Source organism: Pedobacter kyungheensis, from assembly GCF_000812965.1.
Lineage (GTDB): Bacteria > Bacteroidota > Bacteroidia > Sphingobacteriales > Sphingobacteriaceae > Pedobacter > Pedobacter kyungheensis.
In genome coordinates, this window is the sequence record NZ_JSYN01000005.1 from 233,556 (window position 1) to 246,055 (window position 12,500).

Annotated in this window: 13 protein-coding genes; 9 read left to right on the top strand and 4 right to left on the bottom strand. The window is 39.3% G+C overall.

Annotation, left to right across the window (positions count from 1 at the left end; all coding sequences use genetic code 11):
* The first annotated feature begins 55 nt into the window (after positions 1-55).
* The 6 genes from OC25_RS06585 to OC25_RS06610 all read left to right on the top strand — a co-directional run bounded on the left by OC25_RS06585 (position 56) and on the right by OC25_RS06610 (position 6,932).
* Positions 56-997 (top strand): hypothetical protein, encoded by a 942-nt coding sequence (locus tag OC25_RS06585; RefSeq protein WP_039473162.1) that lies wholly within the window; start codon positions 56-58, stop codon positions 995-997.
* A 59-nt stretch (positions 998-1,056) separates the two neighbouring features.
* Positions 1,057-2,622 carry a serine hydrolase gene (locus OC25_RS06590; RefSeq protein WP_039473165.1) on the top strand — a complete coding sequence of 522 codons (1,566 nt, stop codon included), beginning with the start codon at positions 1,057-1,059 and terminating at the stop codon, positions 2,620-2,622.
* A gap of 18 nt (positions 2,623-2,640) precedes the next feature.
* Positions 2,641-3,300 (top strand): SGNH/GDSL hydrolase family protein, encoded by a 660-nt coding sequence (locus tag OC25_RS06595; RefSeq protein WP_039473168.1) that lies wholly within the window; start codon positions 2,641-2,643, stop codon positions 3,298-3,300.
* 122 nt (positions 3,301-3,422) lie between these two features.
* Entirely contained in the window at positions 3,423-5,420 is a 1,998-nt protein-coding gene (dnaG, locus tag OC25_RS06600) for a DNA primase (RefSeq protein WP_039473171.1), read from the top strand.
* An 86-nt stretch (positions 5,421-5,506) separates the two neighbouring features.
* Entirely contained in the window at positions 5,507-5,872 is a 366-nt protein-coding gene (locus tag OC25_RS06605) for a YraN family protein (RefSeq protein ID WP_039473174.1), read from the top strand.
* Positions 5,850-6,932: a glutaminyl-peptide cyclotransferase gene (locus tag OC25_RS06610; RefSeq protein ID WP_052266004.1), complete on the top strand. Its 1,083-nt coding sequence runs from the start codon at positions 5,850-5,852 to the stop codon at positions 6,930-6,932. The genes OC25_RS06605 and OC25_RS06610 overlap by 23 nt, the downstream gene beginning before the upstream one ends.
* 39 nt (positions 6,933-6,971) lie before the next feature.
* Here OC25_RS06610 and OC25_RS06615 read toward each other — a convergent pair whose 3' ends face one another.
* The 4 genes from OC25_RS06615 to OC25_RS06630 form a co-directional block, all read right to left on the bottom strand.
* Positions 6,972-7,502, bottom strand: a complete 531-nt coding sequence (locus OC25_RS06615) for a DUF4251 domain-containing protein (protein WP_039473177.1) — start codon at positions 7,500-7,502, stop codon at positions 6,972-6,974.
* Between the two features lie 97 nt (positions 7,503-7,599).
* Complete coding sequence (locus tag OC25_RS06620) at positions 7,600-8,235, bottom strand: carboxypeptidase-like regulatory domain-containing protein (RefSeq protein WP_039473180.1); 636 nt, start codon at positions 8,233-8,235, stop codon at positions 7,600-7,602.
* 81 nt (positions 8,236-8,316) lie between these two features.
* Positions 8,317-8,667: a TfoX/Sxy family protein gene (locus OC25_RS06625; protein WP_039473182.1), complete on the bottom strand. Its 351-nt coding sequence runs from the start codon at positions 8,665-8,667 to the stop codon at positions 8,317-8,319.
* Positions 8,664-9,263, bottom strand: a complete 600-nt coding sequence (locus OC25_RS06630; protein WP_039473186.1) for a hypothetical protein — start codon at positions 9,261-9,263, stop codon at positions 8,664-8,666. Before OC25_RS06630 ends, OC25_RS06625 begins: the two co-directional genes overlap by 4 nt.
* A gap of 85 nt (positions 9,264-9,348) precedes the next feature.
* On the opposite strand from OC25_RS06630, the gene OC25_RS06635 reads away from it, so the two are divergent.
* From OC25_RS06635 to gcvT, 3 genes are all read left to right on the top strand, one after another.
* Positions 9,349-9,957: a ribonuclease HII gene (locus tag OC25_RS06635; protein WP_039473189.1), complete on the top strand. Its 609-nt coding sequence runs from the start codon at positions 9,349-9,351 to the stop codon at positions 9,955-9,957.
* Positions 9,958-9,978: 21 nt separating this feature from the next.
* Positions 9,979-11,181: a glycosyltransferase family 4 protein gene (locus tag OC25_RS06640; RefSeq protein WP_039473192.1), complete on the top strand. Its 1,203-nt coding sequence runs from the start codon at positions 9,979-9,981 to the stop codon at positions 11,179-11,181.
* Positions 11,182-11,396: 215 nt separating this feature from the next.
* A complete protein-coding gene (gene gcvT, locus OC25_RS06645; protein WP_039473195.1) occupies positions 11,397-12,476 on the top strand; it encodes a glycine cleavage system aminomethyltransferase GcvT in 1,080 nt (359 codons plus the stop codon).
* Positions 12,477-12,500: the final 24 nt, after the last annotated feature.

Sequence of the window (12,500 nt, forward strand, 5' to 3'; positions counted from 1 at the left end):
TACCTTTAACATTTTCCATTTTAAACAGGCATCGTTTTTGCCACTACCATAAAATATGAAGAGAATATTTCTAGTTCTGATACTCAGCTCGCTTTTTTATACCGGTTTTACCCAGGAAATTCAACGGTTTAATCCCGATACCATTAAAACCATTACACTCGATTCGACTGTAAACATCAAGGCAGAAAAGCTGAATATCGAAACTTTCATCAATAAAGTAATAAACGATACTTCCTTTTATCAATCGTTCAGGGATATGAAACGTTACAGTTTTATTGCCGAGAACCGGATTTACAGTTACGATAAAAAGAATAAGGTTGATGGCAAAATTTATCGTAAAATAAAGCATAACAACAGCGGTCCGTACAAAATGGAATACCTGGTAAAACAGGATACCGGAAAAATTTATAAGAAAAACGGCAAATACCAGTTGTATACCGTAGAAATGTTCGATTACATTTTTATGAATGCCTATAGTACCGATTTTGTACCCAATGCACCAAAACCTGATGGAAAGGGTGGAACCAACGAAAGTTATAAGGATAAACTGAAAACGCTGATTTTTAATCCAGGCAGACCAGTTAAAGTGCCTTTTATCGGCAGCAAAACCGAAATTTTTACGGCCAACATGCGCCAGTATTACGATTATACTTTTACAAGTGGTACTTATTTAGATTCTATTCCCGTTTACCGCTTTAAGGTAGCAGTTAAGCCTGATTTAAGCAGCTGGACAAAGGATGGCGTGATGATAAAAGAACTGGTTACCATTTTCGATAAACGAAATTTCAATATTTTAGGCCGTTATGTGGATATGAAATACAGCAATATGCTTTTTGATTTCGATGTGCAGATGAATATTGAAATGGGTTATTTCGGCGATGATAAATTACCGACTAAAATTACCTATCAGGGCAATTGGGATTATCCTTTCAAAAAAGAAGAACGGGCAAGTTTTTTAATTGTACATAAAGACTACAAACTCGAAAAGGGCAAGTAAGGATAGATAATCGCCTGAAAGATTTATTATCTTTAAGCGATTAATTTAAATCCCTATCCATGCAATTATTCTCGCGTACCAAACTGGTACTGTTTTTATTTTTGTTTGTGGTTAGCCAGCTCAATGCACAGGTTTTAACTTCCAAACAGATCGACAGCATTTCTGAAAAAACATTAACTGCTTTTAATGTTCCGGGTTTAGCCGTTGCTGTAGTTAAAGATGGTAAGGTAATTCATGCTAAAGGTTATGGTGTGGCCTCTTTAAAAACCAGGCAGAAGGTAGATGAAAATACCTTATTTGCCATTGCTTCCAACTCAAAAGCATTTACATCTGCTGCTTTAGCCATATTAATTGATGAAGGCAAAATCTCCTGGGATACGAAGGTAACGGATGTTATTCCGGAGTTTAAAATGTACGATGCTTATGTTACTGCCGAATTTACCATCCGCGATTTACTTTCGCACAGGAGTGGTTTAGGCTTAGGCGCCGGCGATTTAATGATCTGGCCCGATTCTTCAACCGTAAGCAAGAAACAGATTATCCATAATTTAAGATACTTAAAACCGGTTTCCAGTTTCAGGACTAAATGGGATTACGATAACCTGCTGTACATTGTTGCCGGAGAGGTAATTGCACGGGTTTCGGGCAAAACCTACGAAGAATTTGTAGAAAGCCGGATTATGCAACCCCTGGGGATGAGCAGAAGTGCTACTTCATTCAATCGCTTAAAAGATAAAACGAACAGTATTGATGCCCATGCGCCTGTAAATGGCATAATTACGGCTATTCCGAAAGATTTTTCGGAAAACAGTAATGCCGCCGGAGGCATTAATACCAGTATAAACGATTTAAGCAAATGGATAATTACCCAGCTTAATGGTGGCAAGTATGGCGAAAAGCTCGAAAAAACCTTGTTTAGCAGGCAGGCTCAAAACCAAATGTGGACCATGCACAGCATTATTCCGGCTGGTAAAGGTGCTTACAACAGGCATTTCTTTGGTTATGGCCTGGGTTGGTTTTTAAGCGATGAAAAAGGATCGCTGGTAGCCGAGCATACGGGCGGTTTGGCCGGCATGGTGAGCGAGGTAACTTTAATCCCGGATCTCAAATTAGGCATTATCGTATTAACCAATCAGCAATCGGGAGGGGCTTTTTACGCCATTACCCAATCCATTAAAGATGGTTATTTCGGCATTACCGGAAAAGACTGGATTAAAGACAATGCTGCTGATGAGCAAAATGAAAGAGACGAAGCTAAAAAGGTAACCGATAAAATAAGCGCTGATATTGCGGCAGCCCAAAAAAGTGCGGTAAATAAACCCGACGAAAAAAAATATCTGGGTACTTATAGCGATATTTGGTTTGGCGATATAATCATTAGCAGCCTCAATGGTAAAATGCATTTTCAAGCCAAAAACTCACCCAAACTAAAAGGCGATATGGTATTTTATAAAGGCAATACTTTTATTGTGAAATGGTACGACAGAAGTCTGGATGCCGATGCTTTTGTAAACTTTAGCCTCGATAATGAAGGAAATGCGGTTGCTATTAAAATGGAACCCATTTCGCCACTAACTGATTTTAGTTATGATTTTCAAGACCTCGACTTAAAAAAGAAACCATAATTTAACGAATTAAAATATATGAAAACCTTGTTCAGAACCACTGTTTTACTTAGTATTTGCTTAATTGCTTTAACTTCAATGACATTTAAACCTAAACGCATTATCTTTTTTGGCGATTCTATTACCCAGCAAGGCGTATCTAAAAATGGCTATGTAACCTTAATTAAAAAATCGCTCGATTCTACTAAATATGATATTATTGGTGCCGGAATTGGCGGAAATAAAGTGTATGATTTGTACCTGCGTTTAGAAGACGATGTATTGAATAAAAAGCCCGATCTGGTCGTTATTTATGTGGGTATTAACGATGTATGGCACAAACAATCGTCTCATACCGGAACCGATTACGATAAATATTTAAAATTTTATCAGGCTTTAATCAATAAAATTCAGGGCGTAGGCAGTAAAGTGGTATTGGTTACCCCTTCAGTTGTAGGCGAGAAAAAAGACGGCACCAACGAATTAGATGCCGACTTAAACAAATACGCTGCAGGAATCAGGGCCCTGGCAGCTAAAAACAATTTACCTGTATGCGATTTAAGAAAGGTTTTTGCCGATTACGAAGCACAAAATAATCCGGAAGATAAGGAAAAAGGTATTTTAACCGTTGATAGGGTGCACCTGAACGAAACCGGTAATAAGCTGGTTGCCGATCAGTTATTGCCTTTGGTTAAATAAGTTTTTTTAACCGCAAAGTTCGCAAAGTATTTCGCAAAGCACACAAAGAAATTTTCTCTGTGTGCTTTGTGTTTTTTCTCTGTTATCTTTGTGGTTAAAGAAGAGGAAAGAGCAGAGCGTATATGATCAACCGCGAAACGATAGATAAGATAATGGATACCGCCCGTATTGAGGAGGTAGTTGGGGATTTTGTGCACTTAAAAAAACGCGGAACCAGTTTAATTGGTAATTGCCCTTTCCATGGCGAAAAAACACCTTCCTTTCACGTTTCTGTAACCAAAGGGATTTACAAATGCTTTGGCTGCGGTAAAGGGGGCGATTCTGTGCGCTTCATTATGGATCATGAAAAATATTCATATCCCGAAGCACTTAAGTTTTTAGCCAATAAATACAACATTGAAGTAGCCGAAACCGAACTTTCGCCCGAAGCTGCCGAAGCCCAGAGCGCTAAAGAAAGCCTTTACATCGTATCTCAATATGCCAGTGCTTTTTTTGTAAAGCAGCTTTGGGATACCGAAGAAGGTCGGGGCATTGGCTTAAGCTATTTTAAAGAACGTGGCTTTCGGGAAGATATCCTTAAAAAGTTCGAAGTGGGTTACTCGCCCGATGTTTGGGATGCATTGACACAAAGTGCTACCAATGCAGGGCATAAGCTCGAGTTTTTAGAGTCGACAGGCTTATCCATTAAAAACGATAGCGGCAAAATTTACGACCGTTTCCGTGGCCGGGTAATGTTCCCGATCCACAATTTTACCGGTCGGATTATTGGCTTTGGTGGCCGTACTTTAAAAACCGACAAAAATGTTCCGAAATATGTAAACTCGCCCGAAAGCGAAATTTACCATAAATCGAATGTGCTTTATGGTTTGTTCCACGCCAAAAAAGCTATTCGCGATTTAGATAACTGCTACCTGGCCGAGGGTTACGCCGATGTACTGTCTGTGCACCAGGCAGGCATTGAAAACGTAGTAGCTTCATCCGGAACTTCGCTTACTGTAGAGCAGATTAAGCTCATCGGTCGTTTTACGCAAAACATTACCATTTTATTTGATGGCGATGCGGCGGGGATTAAAGCATCACTGCGCGGTTTGGATATGATTCTGGAAGAAGGTTTAAACGTAAAAATCGTTTCCTTCCCTGATGGGCATGATCCCGATTCGTACATGCACCATGTTGGAGCAGGTGCTTTTAAAACCTATTTAGAGCAAAACCGTAAAGATTTTATTCTTTACAAGGCCAATGTATTGCTTAAAGATGCAGGCAACGACCCGATAAAACGGGCGGGGATTATTCGCGATATTGTAGAAAGTATTGCTAAAATACCTGATCAGATTAAAGCTTCGGTTTTTATTCGTGAGTGTAGCAGCCTGCTCGAGATAAGTGAGCAGGTATTATCTGGCGAGCTGACTAAAATGCGTTCAGCGAAGCTTAAAAAGAGTTTTGACGGTAACCAAAGAAGCAATCAGTCAGCAGCTCCAAAACAATCGTTCTCTTCTTTTTCTTCTGGTCCGCCAGAACCGCTGGGCCCACCCGATGATTTGTGGGACGATAGTGTTGGCCCTATGGGCTACGAACCACAGGAGCCGGCTAAAGAAGAAGAATATCAGGAAAAGGAAATTGTACGTTTATTACTGGCATACGGACACGAATTTGTAAACTGGGATAAGATAGACGACATGTATATTGGCCCCTTTATTATGCAGAACCTGGCCGATGTGGAGTTCGATGATCCGCTTTGTAAAAAAATTATTGACTATTATAAATCGGAGATCGATAACGGCCGATTGCCTACAGCCAATCATTTTATTACACATAAAGAACGCGAAATTGCCGATTTAGCCATTACTTTATCGAGTTCAGAACACGCTTTAAGTGAAAATTGGCTGAATAAACATCTGATTTATGTTAAGGATGAATCGATGAACTTAAAAGCGACAATTTTGGGTGGAATTTTTCACCTCAAAAAGCGTAAAGTAGAAAATATATTGATGAGCCTGTTAAAAGAAATTAAAGAGGAGAAAGATGCCGATAACCAGATGATTTTGATGCAACGTTATGGGGTGATTAAAGGAGTAGAACGCGAAATTTCAAAATTTTTAGGTTCGGTTATTGTTAAGTAAAAATTGAATGCATTACGATTGAATGTATTTGTTAGCAATATGCTTAAATTCACTCGTTCAAAACGCACACATTCAATGACTAAAGTATGGCGCTCCATAATGATTTAGGCCGTTTAGGCGAAAGCATTGCCAGGCAATACCTGGAAAGCAAAGGTTATGAGCTGTTGGATGAAAACTGGACTTATGGCAAAGCAGAAGTCGACCTGATTGTTTATAAAGACGGTGTCATGATCTTTGTCGAAGTAAAATCGCGCAGTTCGGTTGCTTTTGGCGAACCCGAAGATTTTGTGGGTAAGGCCAAGCAGATACAAATGGAACTTGCGGCCAATGCCTATATTGAAATCATGAACCATCAAAATGATATCCGTTTTGATATTATTGCAATTACATTTACTAAAAATAAAGATTATACATTAAACCATATTGAAGATGCATTTTGGCCTGAAGATTAACCACATTAAAAAAATGATATTCGTCAGTTTAGCTTGCGCTGTTGTTAGCGCTTGTAAAAACGATGCAAGTACAACCTACCGTAGTTTTCTGTCGCCAATGATTGGTGTTAATGTGCCCTTAGGTAAAGAGGTAGAGGTAAAAGTGCAGTTTGGCAGCGGAACGCCTGTAGATTCTGTGATTTATTTGATCGATACCCTTAAAGTAGTCGCTAAAACAGATACCGGTGCCATTAAGCTTAAAACTGAAGGACTTAAACTGGGTAATCACCTGCTTACTGCCAAAATTTTCGGTGCTGGCAAATCAGAAGATATTACTTCTAATATTAATGTACTGGCTGCTAAGGCCCCTGTTGCATACAGTTACAAAGTTATTAAAACCTTACCGCACGATACGGCTTCGTATGTAGAAGGCCTGGAATATCACGATGGCTTTTTTTACGAAAGTGCCGGCGATTACGGCCATTCGAGTTTGCGTAAAGTAGAGCCTTCAACAGGTAAAATTCTACAGAAAACCGATTTGGATAAGCAATACTTTGGCGAAGGGATTACTGTTGTGGGCGATAAGATTATTCAGCTTACTTACCGCGAAAAGGTTGGTTTTGTGTACGATAAAAATACCTTTAAAAAATTATCGGAATTTGCCTATACCACAGGTAGAGAGGGTTGGGGGCTTGCTTTTGGCGGCGAAAAAATCCTGAATACCGATGGTTCAAACACCATCTTTTTCCTGAATAAGGATACCTATCAAAAAGTTGGCTCTATTGATGTGTTTGACGATAAGGGCGCAATTCAAAACCTGAATGAACTTGAGTATATTGATGGCAAAATATACGCTAATGTTTACACCACCAATAATATCCTCATTATTGATCCCCAAACAGGTGTTGTAGAAAGCAGCATAGATTTATCGGGGCTATTACCGGCCGATTATTTTAAGGGAGAAGATGAAAAAGCCAATAATGTATTGAATGGGATTGCTTACGACAAGGCCGGAAAAAGACTTTTTGTAACGGGCAAAAAATGGCCACACATTTTTCAGATAGAACTGATTAAGAAATAATCAAAAAGGCCTGATTTTAATTAATCAGGCCTTTTGCTTTTAATCTTTTTTCTTCGGCTCATCCAGGTAGCCGTTAAAAAGAATGGGTTGCTTGTTTACGCTGGTGGCTGTTAAAGAAGCATAACCATTGGTCGAAATATTAATGGTAAACCGATAATTTTCCCTGCTTACATCCTTAGTGTTAATCTGTATGGTGTAGGCACCTCTTTTGTTTTTAGTTTCTGTGTAGCTAAAATCTTTCGAAGTAAATTTTATTCCACCCTGTGTTGGGTCCATCGGGGCTGAAAATGCTCTGCCATAATACGGCAGGTAAGCCACAACACTGTCTTTGGTTACCTTAACATCGTATTGCGAACCCGAAAGGTTAATGCTCGAACCGCCTTGCCCGCCCGGCATCATCATTAATACTTTATTAATGTCGTTATTGGCCATTGGGATAGCTGTATTGGCCACAAATATATAGTTCTTATCGCCAACAATCCGGCTAGTGGTTTCTTTGTTTGTTTGGGCAAACAACTGAGTGGCGAAGGAAATAAAGGCCAGGCTCAATATTAAATTTAAACGTTTCATAATGTGTGTTTTTAAATGTTTAACAATTTAAAGATGCACCAGTACGGATTATTCCATAACAGTGCCAAGAATGAAATGCTTAGTAAATTTAACGATTTTAGTTCTTATATAATGGATTTACACTTGCAGAATGACTTGATTTATACAATGGATTATTTTTTTCTGCTGCTGTTGCAGCAAGCGCTGTAAATTTATAGGCGCCGGGTGCCAGATTGTTTAACTCTATGGTACCGCTTTCATCAGTAATCACGGTAATCAGGTTGCCACCAGGGTTTTTGCCTCCCTTTACTACAATGCCACCAATCGGCGAGCCTGCAACCCTCGATTTTGGGTTGCTTGCCGGTACAGAAATAACCAGTTTATAGTTACCGGTTGCCGGATTGTTAAATTCTATTTCTCCTTTTTCGTTAGTAGTAAGGTTAATGCTGTTATCGCCCGGGTTTTTGCCTCCTTTCACCACAATGCCGCCAATAGGCTGACCCTCAATAAAACTAATTTCACCTGTGGTGACATTGAGTTTTCCCTTTATCGATTTCATGATACAAGGAAAATGCGATTCCGGGTAATTGAGTTTGCAATAATCGCAATAGTGCCCTTCCGGAGCAGCAGTTTTTAATTGCTGCGGAGCGGTCTCTTTTATGGTGGATGTAGTGGTGGCAGTTCTTTGTACTTGTGCAAAAACAGCAAATGAAATAGATAGCAGAAATACCGCTATTGCAGCACATTTTTTCATAATATTTGATTAGAAGGCTAAAATTAATCAAAAAATATGGCTCCTGCTACTTTTTGCGCTGTGGGTAACTGAAATGAAACACTATGATCGTTTAGTTTTTTTCGATGCTTTAGCAAATGGATTAAATGCCAGTGCCAGGTTAATCCAGTAATCGAGTTCATCATTCCGGTTTAATACATCTGCCGATACGAGTAGATAACCCTTCATTGGACGGCCACCCATTACCATTTGCTCCCAGCCATCTTTATCAGTCAGGCTATCTAGAGTATTTGGATCGAGGCGTACCATCATGTCATTTCTGGAAATACCCAGACACATTTTACCGTTAACCATAAAAACCAAACCGCTAAACATCACTTTTTCTTCTACATCGGGCAGGTGTTGCAAACGTTCTGCTATGCGCAGGACGAGGGCTTCGTTGTATGTTCTCATTGTTCATTTTTATATTCTTCCGACACAAATTTAATTCCATTTGAGGTAAAGAAATCTTTAAGCTTGCCAAATTTTTCTGTGCAATTTTCACCAAAATGAATGTTTTTTGAACTAACTCTTGTACCTTGACAATCGAAACAAATTTCGATAAAAGCTATTACCTTTCTTTTTTTATTAAAGAACAAAATGGCATTATGTGGATCATAGCATCTCATTCTGGTCACTATAACTCCATATTTTTTAGACGTATAACCTGTGTTGTAAAATAAATCGGTTAGTTTATCAATGTCTTTTAACGAAAGTTTTACTTCTTCTTTTACCATGCCTGTATCTAAAACCCCACCTTTAACCGGTAAACGACTTGAAAACTCGGAAATGGTATCTTGAAAAGAAATTAACGAAACAAATTCTGTTTGGTTAAAAGGATAAAACTGTTTCCTTTGTGCAGCATTATATTTATTGGTATGTAAGCAACGAGAGTTTTGCTCCATCAATAAATCCTGTTCTTCTATCGATAGTTCTTTTGATTTTTTTACTTGTGCAAATAAGGCACTACTGATGCATATCAAACAAATAATATTTAAGATTCTTAACATATTAGAAACTTGTAGTGTTCAAAACTAAATTACATCTTTATTAACCATTTTTCAATAAACTACCGTTATTCTTTAAATTTGCAACATGTTATTAAACTGCTATCAGGAAGAGTTATTAGAAGCTGGATGCGATGAAGCCGGAAGGGGCTGTTTGGCTGGGCCTGTATTTGCTGCCGCCGTAATTTTACCCAAAGGTTTTGTGTTGGAAGGCTTGAACGATTCGAAGCAGTTATCGCACGAGCAACGCGATTTGTTAAGGCCCGTTATCGAAAAAGAAGCTTTGGCCTGGGCTGTAGCCTCTTGCGATCATGAAGAGATAGACCGCATCAACATCCTCAATGCTTCTTTTCTGGCCATGCACCGTGCCATCGAAAAGCTTAAGTCACAGCCAGGTTATCTGGTTATTGATGGTAACCGCTTTAAGGCATATCCGAATATTCCACACAGTTGCATAGTAAAAGGCGATGGTAAATATTTAAACATTGCTGCGGCTTCTATTCTGGCCAAAACGCACCGCGATGAATACATGACCAACCTGCATGTAGATTACCCGCATTATAACTGGCAAAAAAACAAAGGCTACCCCACCATTGCACACCGTAAAGCGGTGCTCGAAATTGGTTTATCGCCCTTTCACCGCAAAACTTTTAATGTAAGCGATCCTCAGCTTGAGCTGTTTTCAAAAAACGCTTAAAATTTCGTATTTTCACGGCACGTGAAGATTCTGTTAATTACTAAGCGGGTTCCCTTTCCGCCAAATAGTGGTTATCCGATTGTGGTTTACAATACCATAAAAGGCCTGCTGCAACTTGGTGCAGATATTACTTTGTTTAGTCTTAACCCCAGCAAGGGTAGGGTTGATATTGATGATATTTACGACCCGATTTTTGAGCAGATTAAATACCATACCTGCGATCTGGATACTGACGTCAATATCTGGTCGGCCTTTTTTAATATTTTTACCAACGAATCTTACAACGTTTCCAGGTATTACAGCGAGGATGCTGCCAAACAGCTCGAAAGCCTGCTGCGCGAAAATGCATTCGACATTATCCAGTTTGAAGGACTTTTTGTGGTACCTTATTTGGATGTAGTTAAGGCCAACAGTAATGCCAAACTGATTTACCGGGCACATAATATCGAATTTACCATGTGGGAGCGCCTTTCCCACTCCGAAAAGTTCCTCATTCGCCGTAAATACCTCGCTTTTCTGGCACAGCGTTTAAAAGCTTACGAAACTGATCAGATTAACCGTTTCCACAAGATTTTTGCCATTAGTGAGCCCGACAGGCAAAGTATATTGCGGTTTGGCTGCGAAGTGCCGATGTCGGTTTTTCCCGTAGCCATAGATCTGGAAAAATATAAGGTAGATAAAAGTAAAACCAGTTTCCCTACATTGTTCCATTTGGGAGCTATGGATTGGAGGCCAAACCAGGAAGGTTTAGAATGGTTTTTAGATGATATTTGGCCGGATATAGAAAAACTGAATAAAGACCTGCGCTTTTACATTGCCGGTAAAAACATGCAGAAGCATTTTTTTGAATACGATTCTGAAAACCTGATTGTAGAAGGAGAAGTTTTTGATGCGATAGAGTTTATGAATTCGAAGGCGATTATGATTGTTCCTTTAATTTCGGGTACAGGCATGCGGGTAAAAATTATTGAGGGGATGGCCATGAAAAAATGTATTATTGCCACCGCCACTGCTGCCGAAGGAATAAACTGCAGGCATGGTCACGATATCTTAATCGCTGATTCGGCCGATGAGTTTTACCGCTCTATATTACAATGTATTATTAACCCCAAACGTTGGATGGAAATTGGCGAAAATGCCCGTAAAACAGTAGAGAATGATCACGGTGTGCATTTAATATCTTCTAAAATGCTCAAAATTTACGAAGAACTAATTGGGCTATAGCAGGAAACAAGCCTGGGATAGGTTTACAGACCTTGGTTTTTAAACCCGATCCGATAGCTATCGGATAAAGCGGGCATGAAATAAAGCGTAAAGCGGGGCTGCGGCTGCGATGAAATGCTTGCTTTCATTTTCAAAAAAGCAGCTTAAATCTCCTGAATTTTTAGCCTTAAACATTGTCATTTTCTTAGTACTTTTGCCGCAACTAAAAAATTAGCATGAAAAATACCGCATTAACAGAAAAACACATCGCTTTAGGCGCTAAAATGGTTCCATTTGCTGGCTATAATATGCCGGTTACTTACGAAGGTATAAACGCAGAACATGCAACTGTTCGTAATGGGGTTGGTGTTTTTGATGTTAGCCACATGGGCGAGTTTATTTTAAAAGGTGAAAATGCATTGGATCTTATTCAGCGTGTAACCAGCAACGATGCCTCGAAGTTACACGATGGTAAAGTACAATACTCTTGCCTGCCTAATAAAGACGGTGGTATTGTTGATGATTTATTGGTTTACCGCATCGACGAGAAAACTTATATGCTCGTTGTAAATGCATCGAACATTGAAAAAGACTGGAACTGGATTGAGCAGTTTAACACCAATGGCGTTGAAATGCATAATATTTCTGATCAGACTTCACTTTTAGCTATTCAGGGGCCGAAAGCTGCCGATGCTTTACAAAGCTTAACAGATGTAAATCTGGCCGCGATGGAGTATTATACCTTTGTTAAAGGTACTTTTGCTGGCATTGAAAATGTAGTAATCTCGGCAACAGGTTATACCGGAGCAGGTGGTTTTGAGATTTATTTCGAAAACCAGTATGCTAACCAGATTTGGGATGCCATTTTTGAAGCCGGACAAGCACAAAACATTAAACCAATTGGTTTGGGTGCCCGTGATACACTACGCTTAGAAATGGGTTTCTGTTTATATGGAAATGATATTGACGATACTACTTCGCCAATTGAAGCAGGTTTAGGCTGGATTACTAAATTTTCGAAGCCATTTACTAATTCTGAAGCCTTGCAAGCTCAAAAAGAAGCTGGAATTCAGAAAAAACTGGTTGGTTTCGAAATGATTGATCGTGGTATTCCGCGTCATGACTATGAAATTGTTGATGCAGAAGGAAATGTAATTGGCAGGGTAACTTCGGGTACACAGGCTCCTTCATTGCAAAAAGCGATCGGTATGGGCTATGTAGCTAAAGATTTTGCTAAAGAAGGAACTGAAGTTTTCATCAGCATCCGAAATACACCGATTAAAGCAAAAGTGGTTAAATTCCCTTTTTATAAATAAGGATATTTAAAGCAGCAATATTTT

Excerpts from the sequence above, each read along its gene's own strand:
- OC25_RS06595 (WP_039473168.1), top strand. The coding sequence starts at position 2,641 with ATGAAAACCTTGTTCAGAACCACTGTTTTACTTAGTATTTGCTTAATT.
- OC25_RS06615 (WP_039473177.1), bottom strand. The coding sequence starts at position 7,502 with ATGAAACGTTTAAATTTAATATTGAGCCTGGCCTTTATTTCCTTCGCC.
- OC25_RS06610 (WP_052266004.1), top strand. The coding sequence starts at position 5,850 with ATGCATTTTGGCCTGAAGATTAACCACATTAAAAAAATGATATTCGTC.
- OC25_RS06630 (WP_039473186.1), bottom strand. The coding sequence starts at position 9,263 with ATGTTAAGAATCTTAAATATTATTTGTTTGATATGCATCAGTAGTGCC.
- OC25_RS06590 (WP_039473165.1), top strand. The coding sequence starts at position 1,057 with ATGCAATTATTCTCGCGTACCAAACTGGTACTGTTTTTATTTTTGTTT.
- dnaG (WP_039473171.1), top strand. The coding sequence starts at position 3,423 with ATGATCAACCGCGAAACGATAGATAAGATAATGGATACCGCCCGTATT.
- OC25_RS06625 (WP_039473182.1), bottom strand. The coding sequence starts at position 8,667 with ATGAGAACATACAACGAAGCCCTCGTCCTGCGCATAGCAGAACGTTTG.
- OC25_RS06605 (WP_039473174.1), top strand. The coding sequence starts at position 5,507 with ATGGCGCTCCATAATGATTTAGGCCGTTTAGGCGAAAGCATTGCCAGG.
- OC25_RS06620 (WP_039473180.1), bottom strand. The coding sequence starts at position 8,235 with ATGAAAAAATGTGCTGCAATAGCGGTATTTCTGCTATCTATTTCATTT.
- gcvT (WP_039473195.1), top strand. The coding sequence starts at position 11,397 with ATGAAAAATACCGCATTAACAGAAAAACACATCGCTTTAGGCGCTAAA.
- OC25_RS06585 (WP_039473162.1), top strand. The coding sequence starts at position 56 with ATGAAGAGAATATTTCTAGTTCTGATACTCAGCTCGCTTTTTTATACC.
- OC25_RS06635 (WP_039473189.1), top strand. The coding sequence starts at position 9,349 with ATGTTATTAAACTGCTATCAGGAAGAGTTATTAGAAGCTGGATGCGAT.